General features: G+C 61.2%; 17 protein-coding genes and 1 pseudogene. 6 read left to right on the top strand and 12 right to left on the bottom strand.

The features are described 5' to 3' along the window. From VNZ65_RS19400 to VNZ65_RS19415, 4 genes and pseudogenes are all read right to left on the bottom strand, one after another. Positions 1 to 535, bottom strand: a pseudogene (locus VNZ65_RS19400) (efflux RND transporter permease subunit); the annotation flags it as partial. A 7-nt stretch (positions 536 to 542) separates the two neighbouring features. Continuing rightward, a complete protein-coding gene (locus VNZ65_RS19405) occupies positions 543 to 3686 on the bottom strand; it encodes an MdtB/MuxB family multidrug efflux RND transporter permease subunit (protein WP_325671931.1) in 3144 nt (1047 codons plus the stop codon). A 22-nt stretch (positions 3687 to 3708) separates the two neighbouring features. Then, positions 3709 to 5148 carry an MdtA/MuxA family multidrug efflux RND transporter periplasmic adaptor subunit gene (locus VNZ65_RS19410; RefSeq protein WP_325671933.1) on the bottom strand — a complete coding sequence of 480 codons (1440 nt, stop codon included), beginning with the start codon at positions 5146 to 5148 and terminating at the stop codon, positions 3709 to 3711. A gap of 326 nt (positions 5149 to 5474) precedes the next feature. Continuing rightward, positions 5475 to 5981 (bottom strand): Spy/CpxP family protein refolding chaperone, encoded by a 507-nt coding sequence (locus VNZ65_RS19415; protein ID WP_325671936.1) that lies wholly within the window; start codon positions 5979 to 5981, stop codon positions 5475 to 5477. Positions 5982 to 6325: 344 nt separating this feature from the next. Between VNZ65_RS19415 and VNZ65_RS19420 the strand changes: the two genes are divergently transcribed. Together VNZ65_RS19420 and VNZ65_RS19425 are read left to right on the top strand one after the other, a co-directional pair. Next, entirely contained in the window at positions 6326 to 7048 is a 723-nt protein-coding gene (locus VNZ65_RS19420; RefSeq protein ID WP_325671938.1) for a response regulator, read from the top strand. A gap of 46 nt (positions 7049 to 7094) precedes the next feature. After that, entirely contained in the window at positions 7095 to 8453 is a 1359-nt protein-coding gene (locus VNZ65_RS19425) for an ATP-binding protein (RefSeq protein WP_325671939.1), read from the top strand. A gap of 174 nt (positions 8454 to 8627) precedes the next feature. On the opposite strand, the gene VNZ65_RS19430 is transcribed toward VNZ65_RS19425, so the two are convergent. The 3 genes from VNZ65_RS19430 to VNZ65_RS19440 all read right to left on the bottom strand — a co-directional run bounded on the left by VNZ65_RS19430 (position 8628) and on the right by VNZ65_RS19440 (position 11196). Then, the gene (locus VNZ65_RS19430) at positions 8628 to 10019 is read right to left on the bottom strand and encodes a GntP family permease (protein WP_325671941.1); all 1392 of its coding nucleotides are present in this window, start codon (positions 10017 to 10019) and stop codon (positions 8628 to 8630) included. 244 nt (positions 10020 to 10263) lie between these two features. Then, entirely contained in the window at positions 10264 to 10836 is a 573-nt protein-coding gene (locus VNZ65_RS19435) for a glycine zipper family protein (RefSeq protein ID WP_325671943.1), read from the bottom strand. A gap of 15 nt (positions 10837 to 10851) precedes the next feature. Continuing rightward, positions 10852 to 11196 carry a hypothetical protein gene (locus VNZ65_RS19440; protein WP_061942569.1) on the bottom strand — a complete coding sequence of 115 codons (345 nt, stop codon included), beginning with the start codon at positions 11194 to 11196 and terminating at the stop codon, positions 10852 to 10854. 307 nt (positions 11197 to 11503) lie between these two features. Between VNZ65_RS19440 and VNZ65_RS19445 the strand changes: the two genes are divergently transcribed. Then, positions 11504 to 12727, top strand: coding sequence for a CaiB/BaiF CoA-transferase family protein (locus VNZ65_RS19445; RefSeq protein ID WP_325671946.1), 1224 nt, complete (start codon positions 11504 to 11506; stop codon positions 12725 to 12727). Positions 12728 to 12745: 18 nt separating this feature from the next. On the opposite strand, the gene VNZ65_RS19450 is transcribed toward VNZ65_RS19445, so the two are convergent. From VNZ65_RS19450 to VNZ65_RS19465, 4 genes are all read right to left on the bottom strand, one after another. Then, positions 12746 to 13342: a phosphatase PAP2 family protein gene (locus VNZ65_RS19450; protein WP_325671947.1), complete on the bottom strand. Its 597-nt coding sequence runs from the start codon at positions 13340 to 13342 to the stop codon at positions 12746 to 12748. A 259-nt stretch (positions 13343 to 13601) separates the two neighbouring features. Continuing rightward, complete coding sequence (locus tag VNZ65_RS19455) at positions 13602 to 14735, bottom strand: porin (RefSeq protein ID WP_325671949.1); 1134 nt, start codon at positions 14733 to 14735, stop codon at positions 13602 to 13604. A gap of 191 nt (positions 14736 to 14926) precedes the next feature. Further along, positions 14927 to 16330 carry a sensor histidine kinase gene (locus tag VNZ65_RS19460; RefSeq protein ID WP_325671951.1) on the bottom strand — a complete coding sequence of 468 codons (1404 nt, stop codon included), beginning with the start codon at positions 16328 to 16330 and terminating at the stop codon, positions 14927 to 14929. After that, positions 16320 to 16994 carry a response regulator gene (locus VNZ65_RS19465; RefSeq protein WP_325671953.1) on the bottom strand — a complete coding sequence of 225 codons (675 nt, stop codon included), beginning with the start codon at positions 16992 to 16994 and terminating at the stop codon, positions 16320 to 16322. The genes VNZ65_RS19460 and VNZ65_RS19465 overlap by 11 nt, the downstream gene beginning before the upstream one ends. A gap of 571 nt (positions 16995 to 17565) precedes the next feature. On the opposite strand from VNZ65_RS19465, the gene VNZ65_RS19470 reads away from it, so the two are divergent. Then, positions 17566 to 18411 (top strand): amidohydrolase family protein, encoded by an 846-nt coding sequence (locus tag VNZ65_RS19470; protein ID WP_325671955.1) that lies wholly within the window; start codon positions 17566 to 17568, stop codon positions 18409 to 18411. A gap of 9 nt (positions 18412 to 18420) precedes the next feature. Here the strand turns inward: VNZ65_RS19470 and VNZ65_RS19475 are convergent, their stop codons facing one another. Next, positions 18421 to 19248 (bottom strand): ferritin-like domain-containing protein, encoded by an 828-nt coding sequence (locus VNZ65_RS19475; protein ID WP_325671956.1) that lies wholly within the window; start codon positions 19246 to 19248, stop codon positions 18421 to 18423. 141 nt (positions 19249 to 19389) lie between these two features. On the opposite strand from VNZ65_RS19475, the gene VNZ65_RS19480 reads away from it, so the two are divergent. Together VNZ65_RS19480 and VNZ65_RS19485 are read left to right on the top strand one after the other, a co-directional pair. Beyond that, positions 19390 to 19632 (top strand): hypothetical protein, encoded by a 243-nt coding sequence (locus VNZ65_RS19480; protein WP_325671959.1) that lies wholly within the window; start codon positions 19390 to 19392, stop codon positions 19630 to 19632. 72 nt (positions 19633 to 19704) lie between these two features. After that, positions 19705 to 22131, top strand: a complete 2427-nt coding sequence (locus VNZ65_RS19485) for a penicillin acylase family protein (protein ID WP_325671961.1) — start codon at positions 19705 to 19707, stop codon at positions 22129 to 22131. Positions 22132 to 22142 lie beyond the last annotated feature (11 nt).

Raw genomic sequence — 22142 nt, forward strand, 5'->3', positions numbered from 1 at the left:
GCCGCCGACGCTGACCTGGCCGACGCCAGTCACCTGACAGCTTTTGCGCCAGGATGGTATCGGCGGCGTCGTACATCTGGCCTTGCGTCATGCTGTCCGAGGTCAGCGACAGGATGATGATCGGCGCATCGGCCGGATTCACCTTGCGATAGCTTGGGTTGCTGGGCAAGCCGGTCGGCAGCAGGTTGCGGGCGGCATTGAGCGCGGCCTGGACGTCGCGCGCGGCGCCGTCGATGTCGCGGCTGAGATCGAACTGCATGGTGATGCGGGTCGAACTCAGCGTGCTGGAGGAGGTCATTTCGGTGACGCCGGCAATCGAGCCGAGCGCACGTTCCAGCGGCGTCGCCACGGTGGCCGCCATGGTTTCCGGGCTGGCGCCGGGCAGGCCGGCCGAGACCGAGATGGTCGGCAGGTCCACTTGCGGCAAAGGCGATACCGGCAACAGCCGGAACGCCACCATGCCGGCCAGCGCCACGCCGATGGTCAACAGCGTGGTGGCGATCGGCCGTTCAATAAAGGGACGCGATATATTCATGCTGTCGTCACGGCTTAACCGGCTCCGCTGCAGCGCTGTCGTGTTGGTCATCGTCGCCGTCGGCGTCCTTGCTGCCGAAGCGTTCACGCATGCGGCGCGCCAGGTTGTCGAAGGCCAGATAGATCACCGGTGTTGTGAACAGGGTCAGCACTTGCGATACCAGCAGGCCGCCGACCATGGTGATCCCCAGCGGTTGCCGCAATTCCGAGCCGACGCCAGTACCCAGCATCAAAGGCAACGCGCCCAGCAAGGCCGCCATGGTGGTCATCAGGATCGGCCGGAAGCGCAGCAGGCAAGCCTGGTAGATCGCGTCACGCGGGCTCTTGCCCTCGTTGCGTTCGGCGTCCAGGGCGAAGTCGATCATCATGATGGCGTTTTTCTTGACGATACCGATCAGCAGGACGATGCCGATGATGCCTATGATGCCAAGATCGCTGCCGGCGATCATCAGCGACAGCAGGGCGCCGACCCCGGCCGACGGCAGCGTCGACAGGATGGTAATCGGATGGATATAGCTTTCATACAGCACGCCCAGCACGATATACATGGTGACGATCGCCGCCAGGATCAGGATCAGGGTATTGCTGAGCGAAGCCTGGAACGCCAGCGCCGCGCCCTGGAACTGGGTCTGGATACTGTCCGGCATGCCGATCTCCAGCTCCGCCGCGTGGATCGCCTTGACCGCGTCGCCCAGCGAAGCGCCGGCCGCCAGGTTGAATGAGATCGTGGTGGCAGGGAACTGGCCGATGTGGTTGATCACCAGCGGCGAGGTGCGTTCTTCGATGGTGGCGATGCTGGACAAGGGCACCTGGTTGCCGTTGCCGGCCACCAGGTAGATGCTGTTCAGCGCCGTCGGGCCTTTCTGGAATTCCGGCTTGACTTCCATCACCACCCGGTACTGGTTCGACTGGGTGTAGATGGTGGAGATCAGGCGTTGGCCGAAGGCGTTATACAAGGCATTGTCGATCGCCGCGGTAGTGATGCCGAGGCGCGAGGCGGCGTCGCGGTCGATCGCGATATACGCCTGCAGGCCGAGATCCTGCTGGTTGCTGGCGATGTCGGCCAGCTGCGGGATCTGGCGCAGGCGCTCGATCAGTTTCGGTACCCAGATGCTGAGCTCTGCCGGATTGGCGTCCTCGACGCTGAACTGATACTGGGTGCGGCTGACGCTGTCTTCGATGGTCAGGTCCTGCACCGGCTGCATGTACAGCGTGATGCCGCCGACCTGGCGGTCCAGTTCCGGCTGCAGGCGGCGGATGATGTCGCTGGCGCTCATGTTGCGCTGGTCGCGCGGCTTCAGGTTGATCAGCATGCGGCCGCTGTTGAGCGTGGCGTTGCTGCCGTCGATGCCGATGAAGGAAGACAGGCTTTCCACTGCGGGATCCTTCAGCACCACGGCCGCCAGCGCCTGCTGCCGTTCCGCCATGGCGGCAAAGGAGACCGACTGGCTGGCTTCAGAGATACCCTGGATGACGCCGGTGTCCTGCACCGGGAAAAAGCCTTTCGGAATGAAGATGTACAGCACCGCGGTCAGCACCAGCGTGCCGATGGCGACGAGCAGGGTGGAGTACTGATGACGCAGCACCCATTGCAGGGCGACGCCGTAGCGGGCAATGATGTTGTCGAAAAATGCACCGCTCTTGCGGTAGAACCAGCTTTGCTTTTCTTCCGGGATGTGGTGCAGCAGCTTGGCGCACATCATCGGCGTCAGGGTCAGCGAAATCACGGCCGAAATCAGGATCGCCACCGCCAGCGTGATGGCGAATTCGCGGAACAGGCGTCCCACCACGTCGCCCATGAACAGCAGCGGAATCAGCACCGCAATCAAGGAAAACGTCAGGGAAATGATGGTGAAGCCGATCTGCTCGGCGCCTTTCAGGGCTGCCTGCAAAGGCTTCATGCCTTCTTCGATGTAGCGCGAGATATTCTCGATCATCACGATCGCATCGTCGACCACGAAGCCGGTGGCGATGGTGAGCGCCATCAGGGTCAGGTTGTTGACGGAAAAGCCGGTCAGGTACATGACGCCGAAGGTGCCGATCAGCGACAGCGGCACCGCCACGCTTGGGATGATGGTGGCTGGCACACTGCGCAGGAACAGGAAAATCACCATCACCACCAGCGCGATCGACAGCAGCAGTTCAAACTGCACGTCCGACACCGAGGCGCGGATGGTGGTGGTGCGGTCGGTCAGGATCTGGACATCGATGGCGCCGGGCAGGGTGTCCTGCAGTTGCGGCAGGATCTTCTTGATGCTGTCGACTACGCCGATGACGTTGGCGCCAGGCTGGCGCTGGATGTTCAGGATGATCGCCGGCGACTGGTTGGCCCAGGCCGCCAGCCTGACGTTTTCGGCATCGTCGACGACGTCGGCAATGTCGGAGACGCGGATCGGCGCGCCGTTCTTGTAGGCGATGATCAGGTTGCGGTATTCGTCGGCTGAGCGCAGCTGGTCGTTGGCGTCGATGGTCGAGGCGCGCGAGGGGCCGTCGAAACTGCCCTTGGCCTGATTGACGTTGGCGTTGCCGATGGCAGTGCGGATATCGTCAAGATTCAGTCCCAGCGCGGCGACGGCGCGCGGATTCAGCTGCAGCCGCACGGCCGGCCGCTGGCCGCCCGACAGGCTGACCAGGCCGACGCCCGGCACTTGCGAAATCTTTTGCGCCAGGCGGGTGTCGATCAGATCCTGCACCTTCGGCAGCGGCAGTGTCTTGGACGTGATCGCCAGCGACAGGATGGGGGTGTCGGCCGGATTGACCTTGTTGTAGATCGGCGGCGTCGGCAGGTCGGAAGGCAGCAGGTTGCTGCCGGCGTTGATGGCTGCCTGCACTTCCTGCTCGGCGATATCCAGGCTCAGGTCCAGGCTGAACTGCAGCGTGATGACTGAAGCGCCGCCGGAACTGGTGGAGGACATCTGGTTGAGGCCTGGCATCTGGCCGAACTGCCGTTCCAGCGGCGCCGTCACCGAGGAAGTCATGACGTCAGGGCTGGCGCCGGGATACAGCGTCACCACCTGGATGGTTGGATAGTCCACTTCAGGCAGCGCCGAAAGCGGCAGCTGCTTGTAGGCGACGACACCGGCCAGGAAAATCGCCAGCATCAGCAAGGATGTGGCGACCGGCCGGAGAATAAACTGGCGTGAGGGATTCATGCGTTCCGTTCTTTACGGCCGATTATTGGCTGTTGCTTTTGTTGGCGGCGGGTGCTGCGGCAGTGTCGCTGGCGGCGGCAGCGCTGCTGCTGGCATCCTGGCGATGGCGGTGGCCGCCCTTGTGGGCGCCGGCGGCATCGGCCGTACCTGCACCAGCTGCTGCAGCTGCCGCAGCAGGGCCGCCACGCGTTATTGGCTCTATTTTTGCGCCTTCTTTCAACTTGTCGATGCCGTCGACGACGACGGTTTCGCCGATGGCGATGCCTTTCTCGATGGCAGTCGATTCGCTTTCGGTCGGGCCGGCCGTCACCTGACGGATAGTGACGGTATGGTCAGGCTTGACGACATACACAAAAGTGCCTTTGGCGCCGCGCTGGATGGCGGCGTTGGGGATCACGATAGCGTCCTTGCGGGTGTCGAGCAGCATGCGGGCATTGACGAACTGGCTGGGGAACAGAGCATAGCTGGCATTCGGCGATTCCGCCTTGAGCTTGACCGTGCCGGTGGTACTGTCGACCTGGTTGTCGATGGTCAGCAGGTAGCCGCTGTCGAGCTTGTTCTTCTGGTCGCGGTCCCAGACGTCGGTCGGCAGTTTCTTGCCGGCCTGGATCTGCTTCATGACGCTCGGAATATTATCTTCCGGAATGCTGAATACAGTAGTGATCGGCTGCAGCTGGGTGATGATGACGATGCCGTTGGTGTCGCTGGCGTGCACCACGTTGCCGAGGTCGACCTGGCGCAGGCCGAGCCGGCCGCCGATAGGCGCCGTGACACGCGAGTAGGTAAGTTGCAGGCGGGCGCTGTCGAGCGAGCCCTGGTCTGATTTGACCGTGCCTTCATATTGCTTGACCAGCGCGGCCTGGGTATCGACCTGCTGGCTGGCGATCGAATCTTGCGCCAGCAAGGTGCGGTAGCGTTTCAAATCGATCTGCGCCGCTTGCAGCAAGGCCGTGTCTCTGGCCAGCTGACCTTCGGCCTGCGTCACCGCAACCTGGTAAGGACGCGGATCCAGCTCCGCCAGCAGGGCGCCTGCCTTCACCACCTGCCCCTCCTGGAAATGCAGTTTCATCAACTGGCCGTCGACCCGGCTTTTGACCACCGCCGTGGCTTCCGGAGTGACGCTGCCCAGCCCGGCAATGTAGATGTTGATGTCGCCGCTTTTGGCGACGGCGACACCGACCGGCAACGGGCCGCCGGCGCCGGCGAAAGCACCGCGCTTGCCCCCCTTGCCGCCGCCTTTGCCGGCGCCGCTGGTTGCTGCTCCCGCCTGGTCCGGTTTTCCTGCCGCGCCGTCGGCGGGCTGGTGGCTGCGGCCCCAGATCAGATAGGCCGCCAGGGCCAGCACCACGACTGCAATCAGCCACAGCCAGCCGCGCTGAAATCCGCCCTGGCGCTGGTTTGGAAGTGGGGCTGGCCGGGGCTGGCTAGGTTGGTCGATTTTTGGAGTCGGTGTAGTAGTCATCGCAGGCAGGAGGTCAGTCAGAGTATGGTCAGGTGCAATGCTTGGATCCGCTGAAATCAGGACTCAGAGGATTGCTGAAGTGCAGTTACATGAGTTTAGCGAGTAAATTTTACCGGCGTGTGTATTTATTAGAAATTGTTTCAATTTAATGAACGGCGTCTGGCAGTGTAGCGGCAAGCGTTGCGGACGGCAATTGGCGCCGCTGCGCGCTGCAGGAAGGCGCGCAGCGGCAAATGACGAAGCCGCAGGGCTGCGCACGGTGATGCGCGCAGCGTCTACGGCTTCGCCATATGCCCGGCCCGGCTGGGCCCGGTCCCCGGTTTCAGTTATGGACGGCTTTCCTGTGCGCCGTCAGGACCGCCGCGGTGGAAGCCGCGATGGCCGAAACGGTGCTGTTCCAGGCGCTTGAAGTGTTCGTCAAAGACTTTTTGCTGCACCGGTGTCAGTACAGCGTAGAATTCCTTGACGGCCGCGGTATGTTCGGCCAGGCGGGTTTCAGCCCGTTTCAGGAATTCCATGCGATGGTCCAGGCGTTCCGGGGCGGTCAGCTTGGCCCAGTCTTCCTTGTTCGGGCGCTGCGGCGGGACGGCTGGCTTGACCGGCTTGATCTTGCCGACAAAGGTTTGCCAGGCCGGCTCTTGCGCTGCGGTGATCTTCAGGTCGTCATGCCATTTGGCCTGCATTTTTGCCATGCGGTCGGCAAATTTGGCTTGTTGTTCCGGTGTCGGCGGGCCCTTCTTGGCGCCGTCGGTCTGGGCGTAGGCAGTCAGGCCCATGGCGGCAATGCTCAATGCAGTCACGCCGATCAGTAATTGTTTGCGAAGCTTGAACATGGTGGAGTCCTTCTATGAATGTGAGTGCAATCTGCACAGTTCGTATTGGAACGCGCCGGTGTGTCGCCGGTTTTTCATAGAGCCCAGGCTTTGTATCTGCTTGTATGGGGTCAAGTTTGCTTTGTATCCTAAAGTGTCGGGGTGCGTGGCGGATATGCCAATATACAAATTACTATCGTCTTTCCTGCGCCGGCTTGCCATAATCCTGAAAACGACAAATACTTGCTGTCGATTTACATTCGTTTCGTATCGGCTATAGTTTGCCTTGCCGGCATGGATAGCCTTATTTTTGGATTGGCCGTATTTCCGGTCTTACTGCAGCTACTAGGATAATTATTAAGCATATGGAAACTGCTGCTCATATATTGGTGGTCGACGACGACCACGAAATCCGGACTTTGCTGGCCGAATATCTGGACGCCAACGGCTTCCGCACGCTAATGGCGACCAACGGCAGCGACATGCGCAAAGTGCTGTCGGAAACCCGGGTCGACCTGGTGGTGCTGGATCTGACCCTGCCGGGCGAAGACGGCCTGACGCTATGTCGCAACCTGCGCGCCGATTCGAATATCCCGGTGATCATGCTGACCGCGCGCGGCGAGCCGCTGGACCGCATCCTGGGCCTGGAAATGGGCGCCGACGACTACTTGTCGAAGCCGTTCGAGCCGCGCGAGCTGTTTGCCCGCATCCGCAGCGTGTTGCGGCGCACACAAGCCTTGCCGCCGAATATGGCGTCGCCAGAAGCCCAGCAGATCCAGTTCGGCCACTGGACGCTGGACCTGATCGCGCGCCACCTGGTCAACAACGACGGCCTGGTGGTGGCCTTGTCGGGCGCCGAATATCGCATTCTCAAGGTGTTCCTCGATCATCCGAACCGTGTGCTGAACCGCGACCAGCTGCTGGAACTGACCCAGGGCCGGGAATCCGATCCTTTCGACCGTTCGGTCGACATCCAGATCAGCCGCCTGCGCCAGAAGCTGGGCGACGACGCCCGTACGCCGGTCATCATCAAGACTGTGCGCAACGAAGGCTATGTCTTGGCCACCGCAGTGACCGTAGAGTCGTGATGCGGATGCCTGCGCCCGTTGCGGCTGCCGCGCAGTAGAAAAGGGAATGCTGTCAGTGAGAAATTTCTTTGGCTCGGTGGCGAACCGGGTATTCCTGATCCTGCTGGCCGGGATCCTGGTTGCGGTCGGCAGTACCGGCTGGCTGGCTGACAGCGAGCGGCGCAAGAACTTCAAGGAATGGTACGACTCGCGGATCGCCGACCGCATCGAGCAGATCGTCATTTCCATCGACAACGTCGGTCCGGATACGCGCAGCATCGTGTTGCAGACCAGCGAAAAATTCGGCCTTGAATCAACCCTGGTCAACGAAGCAGAACCGAAGGTCGATGATAATCCGTCGCTGACGGCGGCTATCAAATCCAAGCTGGGCGGCGAACGCCACGTGACTGTGGTCAAGCAGAAGGATTGCAAGCTGCGTGAGCGCAGGGGCCCGGATCCGCGTCATTTCGATGAGTGCCAGGCCGTGTATGTCAGCCTCAAGGATGGCGCCGTCCTGAAGGTCAAGCTGCGCGTCACGCGCCAGCCCGGCGCTCCCGGCGGCGGCCCGCCGGGCATGCCTTTCCCTGCCTTGTATTTTGCCTTGTTCATGCTGCTGATCGGGGTGCTGGCGTTCGTGGTCGCCAAGATGACGGCACGGCCGATCCAGCTGCTGGCGAACGCTGCCGGCGAGCTGGGCAGCGACATCGACCGGCCGCCGCTGGATGAGAGCGGTCCGACCGAAGTGCGGCAGGCGGCCACCGCCTTCAATGCGATGCAGGCGCGCATCAAGCGGCAGATTCAGCATCGCACGCATATGCTGGCGGCGATCACGCATGATTTGCAGACGCCCTTGACGCGCTTGCGGCTGCGGCTGGAAAAAGTGGGCGACGGCGAGTTGCGCCAGAAATTGCTGGAGGATCTCGCGGTCATGCAGAGCATGGTGCGCGAGGGACTGGATCTGGCGCGCAGCATGGATTCGGCGGAAGCGATGCAGAAGCTGGATATCGATTCCTTGCTCGACAGCGTTTGCTCGGATGCGGTGGATGCGCGGCAGGACGTCACGCTGGAGGGACGGACCCGGGCTTCGATCGTGGCGCAGCCCAATGCTTTGCGGCGTTGCCTGACCAACCTGGTGGATAATGCGACCAAGTATGGGCGTTATGCACGCTTGCAGCTGGTGCGCGAGGGTTCCGATATCGTGATCCGGATCCGGGATGGCGGGGTAGGGATTCCGGCGGAATTGCTGGAGACGGTATTTGATCCATTCTTCCGGCTGGAGACGTCGCGCTCGCGGGATACCGGCGGCACCGGCCTGGGGCTGACGATCGCGCGCAATATCGCAGAGAATCACCGCGCCACTTTACAGTTGCGTAACCATCCGGCAGGCGGCCTGGAAGTGACTTTGCGACTACCCGCCCTCAGCTAAACTCTCCGTCAACCACCGACTACGCAGTCAAATGGGGTCAGAGTTTTTTTTCGCGTTCTTTGCGAAAATTACTCTGACCCCATTTGACGGGCTACGGAGTGCGTGCGGTGGCAGGCATGTACTTTCTTTTGCTTGCGCGCCAAGTCAAAACAACATCTACGACAATGCGCCTGTTTAGACTATCCCCGTCAGATAGTAAGCTCCAATCACCACAAACACCGCCGCCGTCTTGATCAAGGTCACGACAAAAATATCCTTGTACGACTGCCGATGCGATAGCCCGGTCACCGCCAGCAGGGTGATCACAGCGCCATTGTGCGGCAAGGTATCCATGCCGCCGCTGGCCATGGCGGCGACGCGGTGCAAGACTTCCATCGGGATGCCTGCGGCCTGGGCGTTTTCTATGAAGGTGTGGGACATGGCGGCGAGCGCGATGCTGAGGCCGCCTGAGGCAGAGCCGGTGACGCCGGCCAGGGTGGTGACGGTGACGGCTTCGTTGACCAGCGGATTGGGGATGCTTTTCAGGGCGTTGGCGATGACCAGGAAACCTGGCAGGCCAGCGATAACGGCGCCGAAGCCGTATTCGGAAGCAGTATTCATCGATGCCAGCAACGCACCGCTGACGGCGGCCTTGCTGCCTTCCGCGAATTTTTCCTTGACGGTTTTAAAGGCAAACAGCAGCACTGAAAAAATCCCGATCAGCAAAGCCGCTTCCACTGCCCAGATCGCCACGACGCCAGATACCTGGGTGACGATCGGCTTGCTGGAACCGGCCAGCGTCATTTCATGGCTGGCGCCATAGACTGTCGGAATCCAGCTGGTGAACAATTTATTCATCACGCCCACCAGCACCAGCGGCAGCAGGGCGATCAGGGGATGCGGCAACTTGCCGTCGGCGACCGCTTCCGGTTCGTTCAGCAGTTCAGTGCCGTAGCCCTCGCCGTTGGCGGCAGCCCTGCGGCGGCACCATTCCAGGTACGCCAGGCCGGTAGCCAGGATGAAGACGGTGCCGATCACGCCCAGCCAGGGCGCGGCCCAGGTAGTGGTGTTGAAAAAAGTAGTGGGAATGATGTTCTGGATCTGCGGCGTGCCTGGCAGGGAATCCATGGTGAAGGTAAACGCGCCGAGCGCGATGGTGCCGGGAATCAGGCGCTTCGGGATGCCGCCCTGGCGGAACATTTCGGCGGCAAACGGATAGACGGCAAACACCACCACGAACAGCGATACGCCGCCGTAAGTCAGCAAGCCGCATACCAATACGATGGAGAGCATGGCGCGCTGCCGTCCGACCAGCTGGATGACGCTGGAGACGATAGCTTTGGAAAATCCAGAGAGCTCGATCACTTTGCCGAATACCGCGCCGAGCAGGAACACCGGGAAATAGAGCTTGACGAAGCCGACCATTTTTTCCATGAAGACGCTGGTGAACATCGGCGCCACCATGGAGGGATCGGTCAGCAGCACGGCGCCGAGGGCGGCCGCCGGGGCGAACAGGATGACGCTGTAGCCGCGGTAGGCGACAAACATCAGGAACAGCAAAGCCAGAATAACAACGATGAAACTCATCCTCTATCTCCTTGGGATTGCAGCAGGTCCATGCCGAGGGATTGAATAGTGCCATGAAAAAAACGATGGCGTGGCATTGTCAATATTGTAACTGGAGGCGCGGCCGGGCCGCATGCGGCAAAGATGCACTGCCGCGGAATCGCTGGAGGGAGAGTGTGAGGCGCGGATGCGCAAGGAAATAGGCGGCCCAGAATGCACAAAGACATGCCGCGGCATGTCTTTGTCTTTTAGCGATCCGCCTGGATCAGTAAGGCGTGTAGTCTGGCGGCGGACCGTAGTTACCGCGTTGTTGCGGCGGGTAGTAGTCAGGGGGCACCGAGTACTGTGGCGCCGGTGCATATTGCGGCGGCGCATACTGGCGACGGCTGTTGGCGTAGCCGCCGGAAACCGGTACCTGGTTGCCCTTGGCGTACATGCATTGGGTGTACACATTATTGTATTGGCGTTGCATGCCGTAGCTGCTGCCCGCAGCCGAGTTGCTGGCGACCGAGCTGCCAGCCAGCAGGCCGACGCCGCCGCCGATGGCAGCGCCTGCGCCGGCCCGGCCGGTTGCAGCGCCGATCAGGGCGCCGGCTGCTGCGCCGATGACGGTGCCCGCAGCAGCAGTGCCGACCGCATTATCCGCCGCCGCTTGCGGCGCATACGGGCCGATACGGTCCTGCGCTGCACGCTGGCAGACTGCTTCGTCGTTCTGGAACTGCTCATAGCTCTTGCCCGCACCCGGCAGCGCCATCACATTCGGTCCGGTCGGCGCCGTGACGCAGCCTGACAGCAGAACGGCCATCGAGACCGCAAATACTTTGGTTGTACTGTTCATTTTATTTACACCGCCTTATCGAGGTTGAGCTTCATCCGGCAATACTTTCATCCAGCCTTTAGGGCAGCGCGGGACCTGCGGATAATAGCCAGCCGGACTAGCGCAGTAATAGGCGTAGTTGGGCGCTTTCTCTATATAGGTTTGCGGCTCAGGCTGAACATAGACCGGCGGCGGCGCGTAATACACTGGCGGCGGTGCGTAGTACACCGGTGGCGGGCCCCAGTACAGCGGTCCGCCGATGGTGACGCCGAAGCGCGGGCCGTAGAAGCCGCCATGTCCGTAATAACCGTAAGCAAAGCTGGCCGAACTGGTCGCCATGAGGGCTGCTGCAGCCAGTACCAATAGAGCAATTTTCTTCATGATATATCCCACGCATTTCTCAGTGATTGAATAGTAGGCCTGGCAGTTGCAAGAGCCAAAAGGAGTTACTTCTGGTTGCACATGTTGCCTGCCGCTACATGCTTGATACTATTTTAACCCGTTGGCGGCGGCTAGCCGCAACAGGCTTGGGAATGCGGGCAATTGTTGCATTGCGGAATTTTTTTGCGCCAGTCCCCCTGTCCGTATCGCCGACAGCAAAGTTTGCCCGTGAGCTGGGGTCGTCCCTGGCCGTGCGGCCACCGACATATCTTATAATCAGCCGATCCACAGCCAGCAGATTATAGACATGACCCAGCCATCCGCAGAACAGCAATCCTCCCTCCAGGGCGTCAAGGTGATCGAGCTCGGCACCCTGATTGCCGGGCCCTATGCCGCCAGCCTGCTGGGCCAGTTCGGCGCCGAAGTCATCAAGATCGAGTCGCCCGGCGACGGCGATCCGCTGCGCAAGTGGCGCAAGTTGCACAATGGCACTTCGCTCTGGTGGTACTCGCAAAGCCGCAACAAGAAATCGCTGACGCTGAACCTGAAATCGGAACAGGGCCAGCAGATCGTGCGCGAGCTGGTCAAGGATGCCGACATCGTGATCGAGAATTTTCGTCCCGGTACGCTGGAAGGCTGGGGCCTTGGTTGGGAAGATTTATCGAAAATCAATCCCAACCTGATCATGGTGCGGGTCTCCGGTTACGGCCAGGACGGTCCTTACCATGCGCGTCCGGGATTTGCCGCGATTGCCGAGTCGATGGGCGGCTTGCGCAACCTGGCTGGTTATCCGGACCGGCCGCCGGTGCGGGTCGGCGTCAGTATCGGCGATACGCTGGCATCCTTGTATGGCGTGATCGGCGCGCTGCTGGCCATGCATCACTTGAAGGCCAATGGCGGCAAGGGGCAGTTCATCGACATCGCCCTGTATGAAGCGGTGTTCGGCGTGATGGAAAGCCTGATTCCCGAATACGCCGAATTCGGTTTCGTGCGCGAACGCACCGGCGCCAGCTTTCCCGGCATTTCACCGTCCAGCACCTATCCCTGCCGGAGCGACGAGCGGGGCGAACACTATGTGATCATCGCCGGCAATGGCGACAGCATCTTCAAGCGCCTGATGCACGCCATCGGCCGCAGCGACCTGGCGGAAGATCCGCGCCTGGCGCGCAACGACGGCCGCGCCCAGAACAACGATATGCTCGACGCCGCCATCAGCGAGTGGACATCGCAGCATGCGCTGGAACACGTGCTGCAAGTATTGGAACAGGCGGAAGTGCCGAGCAGCAAAGTGTATACCGCTGCGGATATCCACCAGGACCCGCATTTCCGCGCGCGCGACATGATCCTGCAGCACAGTTTGCCGGATGGTCAGACTATCGACCTGCCCGGCATTGTGCCGAAGCTGTCGGCGACACCGGGCCAGACGAACTGGGTCGGTCCGGAGCTGGGCCAGCACACTGCTGAAATACTGGCCGGCATCGGCAGGAGTCCGGAGCAGATCGCCGTGCTGCGCGAGCAGGGCGTGATCTGAACCAGGTTTTGGGAATCGTTACTTGGTCATCCACCCGCGCCGGATCAGCGGCGCAAACAGGTAGCCGTAGATGCCGGAAGCGCAGCGAAACAGCGGCGGCATGAACCAGGGCGCGCAGCGATGGCAGAGGATTGCGCTGACGGCCGAGACCATGGCGGCGCCCGCCATGTCGAACGGATAGTGGACCCCGAGATACATGCGCGACCACGCCATCGGCAAACCGAGTAAAGCATACGCCACACCGGTGGCGCGCAAGCGCTTGTGCAGCAGGAAGCTGAAGGCGACGCTCCACTGCAGCGTCAGGTGATCGCTGGGAAACGAGGAGTCCGGGCCGTGCGCCAGGAAATTGGTGCCGAGGCCGATCGCGAAAGGGCGCGGATGCTGCCACAGCACGCCGATCAGCATGCTCGCCGAGAGACCGATGATGCCGGCCATGACTGCTTCCAGCATCAGCTTGCGGGTGTCGTCGGAACCGCGCAGCCAGCCGGCCAGCAGCGAAACCGGAATCAGGTAGATCAATATCTCGGCGAAGAACATCGCCACATTCAAGGTTAGCGGATTGGGATGGGTACTGGCATTAATCAGCAGAAACAGCGATTGATTGAATTCTTCCATGGGGCCTTTATGCTTGGATGACTGGCGGAACGTTGCTGCGGACAGCGTTCAATTGGGTCGTTTGAGACAAACTGACAACAGGATAGTTGCAAATACTTAGCGCTTACTGAGGAGGCGGGCTGGATGGTCCGGCAGGAGAGCGGTGGATTTATTTGCGGCAATAAATTGCTGGAAATAAAAAAAAAGCCGGCAAGACACTGGTCCTTGCCGGCTTCAAGCTTTACAGCGCTCCCGGCGGTGAAGCCGGGCTGGTACAAGATCAGAAGCGGGTGCGCATGCCCACTGCAAATTCAGTCTGGTTCTTGAAGCCGTTGGCCGAACCGACGCGATAGCCGTCGCTCAGTTTCATGTAGTCGGCAGCCACATACAGTTCGGTACGCTTCGACAGATGGTAGAAGGTGGAACCGTACAGGGTTTTCTTGTTGCCGCTGCCGGTGGCGGTCGAGCCGCTGGCGTCGGCGTAGGCGTTCAGGGTGCTGGTGCCATCTGCGCTGTAGGCAGCGTTCTCAGCCTTCATCACCTGATAACCGATTTCATAGTCGAAGGAACCGGATGGTGTGAACTTGGCCGATACGGTGTAGGCGTCGTCCTTGCGTTGACCCAGTGCGCCCTGGTCGGCCGTGTAGTGGAAATAGCCGGCGTTCAGACGGACCAGGTCAAACATGTAGCTGCCGCCGATCGAATAGGATTTGTGTTTTTCCAGGCTGGAATCAATGCCGTTGCCAACGTCGGCCTGATTGATAAAGGCGGAAACGACGAAGTTGGAACCGTTATAGCCGATCGCTGCGGATTTGGTCGTATTGTGCGCGAACTGGCCGGCGACGTTGCCGAACTGGTAGCCGAGGCCGGCCACCACGCCATTGTTGAATACTTTCTTCCACACCAGGCCGTTGTCGTAGCGCGTGCCGGTGGCGCTGCCCGAGTAGAAAATCAATTGCTTGAAATTGTTATTGTTGGTGTAGCCGCCTTCTTCCAGGCCAAGCTTGGAGCCGTAGGCGTCACCGTACACTTGCGAAAAATCGCGCGCCAGCGTGTTCTGCCGGCCCAGTGTGATCTGGCCGAAGGTCTGGTCTTGCAGGCCGACCCAGGCGTCGCGGTTGAACAGGACGCCCGGTGTGTCCATGGCGCCGGTGCCGACCACGAACTCTGCTTCCAGCTTGAAAATGGCTTTCATGCCGGCGCCCAGGTCTTCCGCGCCGCGGAAGCCAAGACGGTTGCCGCTGAACCATGCAACCGGAATTCCGGTCAGGCGGTCGCCATTGCTGTCAGCGTGGTTCACGGTGCTGATGGTAGCGTCGATCAGGCCGTAGATGGTGACATTCGATTGGGCTTGGGCAGCGCTTACGGATCCCAGGCTCGCGAGGGCGGCCAGCGCCAGCAGCGATTTTTTCATTTTTGTCTCCAGATATTTATAGTTTAATTGGCCGATCGCGTGGATCGGTCCGCAGACTATAAAATTCGCAAGCTTACTAACTGCTTTCAGAGCGCAAATCAGGGTGGCGCGACTGTGGAAGCCGCGCCACAGCAGGCGGCAAATAAATCCTGGATTTGAAAGCCGGCCGTAAGCTTTCGTCGGGAAGGGTTTTACTGCGCCGCAGGGGCAGCGCCGGGCAGAGGCGGAAAGCTGACCGTCACCAGCAGGCCGCTGCCGCAGGCCGGCGTCGACAAGGTGACCTCAGCCCTGCTGGCCACTGCGATTTCGCGGACGATTGCCAGCCCCAGGCCGCTGCCGTCGGAGCGTTCTTCCTGCAGGCGATAGAAGCGTTCGAAAACCCGTCCGCGTTCGGCCTCTGGAATGCCGGGGCCGTTGTCTTCAACCCGCAGCAGCGCGCCGAGCTGGCTGCTGTCGACCGCAACCGTCACGATGCCGCCGGCCGGCGTGTAGCGCAGCGCATTGTCGAGCAGGTTGGCCACCAGTTCTTCCAGCATGACGGGCGTGGCCCGCACCGTGACCGGGCTGGTGCAGAATTCGAAGCCGAGGTCGATGCGCTTGCTTTGCGCGACGGTAGCCTGTTCTTCGATCACTCTTTGCACCACCTCGATCAGGTTGACGTCGCTTTGGCGCAGCGGATGGCCGATGCCGGTTTCGGCGTTGGACAGGGTCAGCAGCTGGTTCACCAGCCGGATGCCGTGCTGTATGCCCTTGTTGATCGCGCGCAGCGCGGCGTCCTTGCCGGCGCTGTCGTCGCTGCGCAGGCCGTAGTTGACCTGGGTGTTGAGCACCGCCAGCGGCGTGCGCAACTGGTGCGACGCATTGGCCAGGAAACGGCCCTGCGCCGACATGTGCTCGTCCAGCCGCTGCACATAGTCATTGATGGCATGCACCAGCGGCGCCAGTTCGGTAGGCACCGGCGCGGCGTCCAGCTCCTCCAGTGCGCCTGGCTTGCGGCGCTGTACGCGGTCGCGCAAGCGCATCAGCGGCGCCAGCCCGTGACGCAGGCCGAGCAGCAGCAGCAGTCCCACCAGCAGCAGGATTGCCAGTTGTTGCTGCACGGTGTGTTCCCACATGCGGTCCGACAGGATCTTGTAGGAATGCTGGGTTTGCGCGACTTCGATCATGACCGGCGCGCGCTCCGGGTTGCCCAGCACCTGCTGGAAAAAAGCGACGATGCGCACCGGTTCGCCGCGGAAGTTGGCGTTGAAATAGACGGCTTCTTCATTGCGGCTGGTTTTCGGCGGCGCCGGCAGGTCGGGTTGTCCCGCCAGCAGCGCCCCATGCGAGGTCACCACGCGGTAATAGATCAGGTCGTGCGCATCCGACTGGAACAGTTCCAGCGCCGCCGGCGGAATGGTTGCCTGCAGCGCCTCGTCTTCATAGCGTATCTGTTCGGCGATGATGCGCGCCGAACCCAGCAGCATGCGGTCATGCACCACGGTCGCCATCTCGATGGCGTTGTTATAGGTAACCCAGGCGTTAAAGGCGACGAACAGCACCAGCGGCACCAGCAGCCACAGCAGCAGCTGACTGCGCAGGCTGTTAAACCGCATGCTGGTGTTGCAGCAGATAGCCGAGGCCGCGCAAGGTGATGATGGCGGCGTCGCCATGTTCCAGTTTCTTGCGGATACGGTGGATGTAGACTTCGATGGCGTCCTGCGACACTTCTTCATCCATGGCGTACAAGCTCTCGGCCAGGGCTTGCTTGCTGACGGTCTTGCCCATTTTCATGATGAGCGTTTCCAGCACGGCGTGCTCGCGCCGGGTCAGGGTGAGCGGGGCGCCATCAATGGAAAAGATCAGGCTGTTGCTGTCATAACAGAGTGAGCCGCATTGCAGGATCGGGTTCTTCTGCTGGTTGGCGCGCCGCAACAGGGCGCGGATGCGCGCTTCCAGTTCGTGCACGTCGAAGGGCTTGGCCATATAGTCGTCGGCGCCGCTGTCGAGGCCGCCGATGCGGCCTTCGACCGAATTGTTGGCAGTCAGGATCAGCACCGGCACATTGTTGTGACGCGCACGCAGCCGCTTGAGCACTTCGCCGCCTTGCAGCTTGGGGAGGGACAGGTCAAGGATTACCAGTTCATATTGCTGCGTCAGCAGCAGGTGATCGGCATCGGCGCCGTTATAGACGCAGTCGACCGCGTACTTGTTACGGTGCAGGGTCAGCGTCAGCCATTCGGACAATGGCCGGTTGTCTTCTACCAGCAAAATTCGCATATTCGTTTCCGGCTTGGGCCTGTTAGCATTTGATTTGGGAGATGCGTTCAAACCAAAACGTGTGCTGGCAAGGCGCTTGGCGTAGCTGGGGCTGGTGCCCCAGCAAGCCATGCAACGCGGCCAGCGCACGTTTTGGTTTGAACCCTCCGGGAACGGCTGCAGGCGTCACATGCCGTCGTTGCAGCTCCTTGCCGTAGCACTGCTACGTCGCGTCGCTGCGCCTACGCCTGTAACGCCTGCCGCGCGTTCGCACTCCCAAATCAAATGCTAACAGGCCCAGGGGATGCCGCATGTTTATTGCCATGCGATGACGCGAATTATAAGTCCGCAACCGCGGCCGTAGCGCATGCATTCCGGCAGATTGGCGTTATAGCGGGATTCCGAGCATTTTCAATTGCCCGCTCGAAATGCTGCATGTTAGTATTGGTCCAGCCAATAGACCTTTTGACTTGCGCACGCCAATTGCCGCCGTGCGACGGCGTTGGGTTACTGGCTTACTATGCTAAACCGGCTGCTCCGGCCGCAAGCCGGGAGTACTCTGTATTGATTGTCGCAGGAAGGATGAGAGGTAATGGTTCTTGATAACGGCGGTTTCATGCGTATCGACGCCCATCAGCATTTCTGGTTGCTGTCCAACCGGGCAGGGCAGTGGCCGCCGGCCGGACTGGCGGCCATCCATCGCGATTTCCTGCCGCCCGACCTGGCGCCATTGCTGCAGCAGCACGGCATAGGCGGCAGCGTGCTGGTGCAATCCTTGCCGAGCATGAGCGATACCTTGTTCATGCTCGGCCTGGCGGAGCAGAACCCGTTTATCCGCGCCGTGGTCGGCTGGACCGACTTGAAATCGGCCCACGCCACGCAGCAGATCGCGGTGCTGGCGAGCCATCCGAAAATGCGCGGCCTGCGGCCGATGCTGCAAGACCTGGCCGACGACTGGATCGCCGATCCGCTGCTGGCGCCGGCTGTCGCCGCCATGCAACGCCATCAACTGAGCCTGGATGCGCTGGTCCTGCCGCGCCATTTGCCGGCCTTGCTGGCGTTTGCCAAGCGTTACCCGGAGCTGCCGCTGGTGATCGACCATGCCGCCAAACCGCACATCGCCGCTGGCCGGATGGAGCCGTGGCGCGCGCTGATCAGCCAGCTGGCGGCCTTGCCGCAGGTGTACTGCAAATTGTCGGGACTGGTGACGGAGGCGGCGGCCGACTGGCATGTTGCTCAGCTCCAGCCTTACGCCACGCACGTGCTGGAAGCATTCGGGCCGGAGCGGGTGATATGGGGTAGCGATTGGCCGGTGCTGAACCTGGCGGCGGATTACGGCCGCTGGCTGGATGTCAGCGAGGCGCTGCTGGTAAATTTAGACCCTGGGCAGAAGCAGCAGGTCATGGGCGCGAATGCACAGCGCTTTTATCGCCTTTAGCGGGGATGGCTAGCGCAGGAACACCTTGTTCATGATCTGCGTCACCGGATAGGCCACCATGGTCTGCACGGCCGGCGGCAGGTCCAGCGGCCGCATGATCATCTTGATAGTCATGTCGGCAGACAGGTGAGCGCGGATGGTGGTGTTCATCTTGCTGTGGATACGCTCCAGCGTGGCAGGGTCGCCGGCATGCGAAGGCGACCTGGTGCCGAGCACGTGGCGCAGGGCGCAGGCGGCGTCTTCATTTTTCATTTCCATGGTGCGGCGGCGCAGGGCGCCAAAGATGCGGTGCCGGCGCAGGCCCTCGTTCTGGCGGAAGCGCCGGAAGTAGCGGAAGAAATGCTTGTAGTGATTCACCTCGTCCTTGGCGATGCGCGACGCCAGGTCTTTCAACACCGGCTCGCTGGTGCTGCGCGACAGCGCGCTGTAGAAAGTGGCGGTGCCGGCTTCCACCACGCAGCGCGCCACCATTTCCAGGCCCTTGCTGGGCTCCAGCAGCTCAACCTTGCAATAGCTAGAATACTCGCTCAGGAAATTGGCGTAGGCGGCCGGCCAGTCGAATTCCGGCCAGATATATTCGACATAGGCGCGCAGCGCCTGGCCGTGCTGCAGTTCTTCGACTTCCCATTGCTCTCGCAGCCAGTTGGAAATTTCCGGCTCGTCGCCGTAATAGTCCACCAGATTCTGCGTGTAGAGATCTGAACCGCTCTCCACAAACGAGGCGCAGGTGACCAGGTAAAACAGGTTTTCGTCGGGACGGACTTGCGCGATATCGATTTTTGAAAAATCCAGATCGGCGATTTTCCAATGCGTACTCTCTTCGCGACCTTTGTGCATGATCAATCTCTCCAGTTGGTTGTGACTGATAATAAGGTATGACGCATTCCTCGCTAATAGGTTCAAGGTACACGATTTTTCAGCAATGTGCGTATTTCCGGCACGTGCTACGATTATCCTTATTTGTAGCGAGGTGAATGTATGAGCGATCAAAGCAGCCAGAACGTCGAATATCGCGGCTATGTGATTACGCCGAAACCGGTCCAGGGCCACGACGACCTGTGGCATGACGGCTACCAGATATTCAAGGGCGACGCCAGCGGCCCCAGCGTCTCCAGCCGCACCAATACCGAAAGCGCGCACAGCACCTTGCATGCGGCTTACGACAGCAGCGTCGAGTTTGCCAAGATCGAGGTCGACAACCTGGTCGCTCTTAACGGATAAGGCTGCGGCAGCCGCGCCGCGTATTGCTTGTCAGTCTGTGGATATTTTATAAATAAATTATAAAAGCCGCTTATGCGATCAGTCTTTCCCCTCACTCCCGGTGCGCTGGCCTTGCTGGCAGTACTGGCAAGCGCGCCCGCCCAGGCCAAGGAAGCCGCAGCCCTGCCTGCCGCCAGCCAGGTTTTCCGTGCCGCCGGCTTGAAAAAGCCTGCGGAAATATTGGTCGACCAATGGGGCGTACCGCACATATACGCTGCGAATCAGGACGATGTCTTTTTCGCCCAGGGCTTCAATGCCGCGCGCGACCGCCTGTTTCAGATCGATTTGTGGCGCCGCCGCGGCCTCGGCCAGCTGGCGCAGGTGTTCGGACCGGCCTATGTACAGCAAGACCGCGCTACCCGCTTGTTCCTGTACCGCGGCGACATGCAGCGCGAATGGCAGTCCTACGGCCCGCATGCGCAGCAGGTGGCGACGGCGTTCGCGGCCGGCATTAATGCCTACGTCGCCTACCTCAAGGCCAATCCGGACAAGTTGCCCTTCGAATTCAAGAAACTCGGCTATGCGCCAGCCAGATGGCAGGCGGAAGACGTGGTGCGCATCCGCAGCCATGGCCTGACGCGCAACCTGGATAGCGAAGTGGCGCGCGCCAACGTCGCCTGCAAGGCTGACCTTAAATCCGATGAAATCCGCGTCGGCCTGACGCCGCCGTGGCAAACGACGCTGCCGGAAGGCCTTGATCCCTGCCTGCCCAAAGATCTGCTGAATGTGTTCAAGCTGGCGACCCAGGGCGTGAAGATCAGCAAGGACAGCCTGGCCGCCGGCAGCAGCAGTGACGCCGTCGTCATGGCGGCCGCGGAAAATCCGGAAGAAGTCGCCGAGGGCAGCAACAACTGGGTGGTTGCGCCGGCCAAATCCGCCACCGGCCGCGCCATCATGGCCAACGATCCGCACCGTGCCTACTCGACGCCGTCGCTACGCTACATCGCCCATCTCCATGCCCCGGGGCTGGACGTGATCGGCGCCGGCGAACCGGCGCTGCCCGGGATTTCGATCGGCCATAACGGCAAGGTCGCTTTCGGCCTGACGATTTTCAATATCGACCAGGAAGATTTATATGTTTACCAGCTCAATCCCGAGCATGAAAACCAGTATAAATACCAGGGAAGATGGGAGCCGTTCAATATCATCAAGGAACAGATCGAGGTCAAGGGCGCAGCACCGGTCGAGGTTGAACTGACCTTCAGCCGGCACGGTCCGGTGATCTTCGTCGAGCCTGGCAAGAATCGCGCTTTCGCGGTGCGCTCCGGCTGGCTGGAGCCAGGCATGTCGCCTTATTTCGGCAGCATAGAATACATGCGCGCCACCAGCTTCGCCCAGTTCAAGCAGGCCTTGCTGCATTGGGGCGCGCCGACCGAGAACCAGGTCTACGCCGACACCAAGGGCAATATCGGCTGGGCGCCAGGCGGGCTGGCGCCGATCCGGCCCAACTGGGACGGCTTGCTGCCGGTGCCGGGCGATGGCCGCTATGAGTGGGCCGGCTTCTGGTCCGGCGATCAGCTGCCTTCCAGCTACAATCCGAAACAAGGCTGGTTTGCCTCGGCCAACCAGATGAACCTGCCGGCCGGCTATCCCTACCGTGAGCGCAAGCTGGGTTTCGAGTGGACCAATAATGCGCGCTTCACCCGCATCAGCGAAGTGCTGTCCTCTCTGCATAAAGTCTCGCTGGAAGATTCCATGCGTTTGCAAAATGACGACCTCTCGATACCGGCGCGGCGCCTGGTCGCATTGCTCAAGCCCTTGTCCTCCGGCGACGCGCAGACGCAGGCAGCGCTCAAGCTGCTGGCCGGCTGGGATGCGGTGGAGCGCGCCGATTCGGCGCAGGCCGGCTTGTTCGAGGTCTGGCTGTCACGCCATCTGGGCAAGGCCTTCAAGGCGGCGGTACTGAGCCCGGCCGCGGCCGATGCCATGGGCGCGCCGGATACCGCGGTGCTGCTGGATACGCTGGAGCAGCCGCAGGCACGCTTCGGCCAGGACGCCGTGCACAAGCGCGACCAGGTCTTGCTGGCCAGCCTGACTGCCGCCTACGCGGAAATGGAAAAACTGCAGGGCAGCGACAGCGCCCAATGGCAATGGGGCAAGCTGCACCACAACCTGATGGAGCATCCGCTGGCGGCGGCCGTGGATGATGCGACCCGTGCCAAGCTGAATGTCGGACCGCTGCCGACCCATGGGGGCGCCTATTCGCCCAACCAGTCGACTTACCGCAGCAGCGATTTCCAGCAGACCAATGGTCCCTCGTTCCGGGTGGTGGTCGATGTCGGCAACTGGGATAACTCGCGCGCGGTCAATTCGCCCGGGCAGTCGGGCGATCCGGACAGCCCGCACTATCGCGACCTGGCCGACAAATGGCTTAAGGGGGAATATTTCCCGCTGCTGTATTCGCGTGCCGCGGTAGAGAAAGCGGCAGTCGAGCGGATCAGCTTGCAGCCGGAAAATTGAATCTGGCTCAG

Origin of the sequence: Collimonas sp. (genome assembly GCF_035566555.1) — a bacterium.
In the GTDB taxonomy this organism is placed as follows: domain Bacteria; phylum Pseudomonadota; class Gammaproteobacteria; order Burkholderiales; family Burkholderiaceae_D; genus Collimonas.

What these genes read in the sequence shown, in the direction of transcription:
- VNZ65_RS19405 (WP_325671931.1), bottom strand. Translation starts at nt 3,686, where the DNA reads ATGAATCCCTCACGCCAGTTTATTCTCCGGCCGGTCGCCACATCCTTG.
- VNZ65_RS19410 (WP_325671933.1), bottom strand. Translation starts at nt 5,148, where the DNA reads ATGACTACTACACCGACTCCAAAAATCGACCAACCTAGCCAGCCCCGG.
- VNZ65_RS19415 (WP_325671936.1), bottom strand. Translation starts at nt 5,981, where the DNA reads ATGTTCAAGCTTCGCAAACAATTACTGATCGGCGTGACTGCATTGAGC.
- VNZ65_RS19420 (WP_325671938.1), top strand. Translation starts at nt 6,326, where the DNA reads ATGGAAACTGCTGCTCATATATTGGTGGTCGACGACGACCACGAAATC.
- VNZ65_RS19425 (WP_325671939.1), top strand. Translation starts at nt 7,095, where the DNA reads ATGCTGTCAGTGAGAAATTTCTTTGGCTCGGTGGCGAACCGGGTATTC.
- VNZ65_RS19430 (WP_325671941.1), bottom strand. Translation starts at nt 10,019, where the DNA reads ATGAGTTTCATCGTTGTTATTCTGGCTTTGCTGTTCCTGATGTTTGTC.
- VNZ65_RS19435 (WP_325671943.1), bottom strand. Translation starts at nt 10,836, where the DNA reads ATGAACAGTACAACCAAAGTATTTGCGGTCTCGATGGCCGTTCTGCTG.
- VNZ65_RS19440 (WP_061942569.1), bottom strand. Translation starts at nt 11,196, where the DNA reads ATGAAGAAAATTGCTCTATTGGTACTGGCTGCAGCAGCCCTCATGGCG.
- VNZ65_RS19445 (WP_325671946.1), top strand. Translation starts at nt 11,504, where the DNA reads ATGACCCAGCCATCCGCAGAACAGCAATCCTCCCTCCAGGGCGTCAAG.
- VNZ65_RS19450 (WP_325671947.1), bottom strand. Translation starts at nt 13,342, where the DNA reads ATGGAAGAATTCAATCAATCGCTGTTTCTGCTGATTAATGCCAGTACC.
- VNZ65_RS19455 (WP_325671949.1), bottom strand. Translation starts at nt 14,735, where the DNA reads ATGAAAAAATCGCTGCTGGCGCTGGCCGCCCTCGCGAGCCTGGGATCC.
- VNZ65_RS19460 (WP_325671951.1), bottom strand. Translation starts at nt 16,330, where the DNA reads ATGCGGTTTAACAGCCTGCGCAGTCAGCTGCTGCTGTGGCTGCTGGTG.
- VNZ65_RS19465 (WP_325671953.1), bottom strand. Translation starts at nt 16,994, where the DNA reads ATGCGAATTTTGCTGGTAGAAGACAACCGGCCATTGTCCGAATGGCTG.
- VNZ65_RS19470 (WP_325671955.1), top strand. Translation starts at nt 17,566, where the DNA reads ATGGTTCTTGATAACGGCGGTTTCATGCGTATCGACGCCCATCAGCAT.
- VNZ65_RS19475 (WP_325671956.1), bottom strand. Translation starts at nt 19,248, where the DNA reads ATGCACAAAGGTCGCGAAGAGAGTACGCATTGGAAAATCGCCGATCTG.
- VNZ65_RS19480 (WP_325671959.1), top strand. Translation starts at nt 19,390, where the DNA reads ATGAGCGATCAAAGCAGCCAGAACGTCGAATATCGCGGCTATGTGATT.
- VNZ65_RS19485 (WP_325671961.1), top strand. Translation starts at nt 19,705, where the DNA reads ATGCGATCAGTCTTTCCCCTCACTCCCGGTGCGCTGGCCTTGCTGGCA.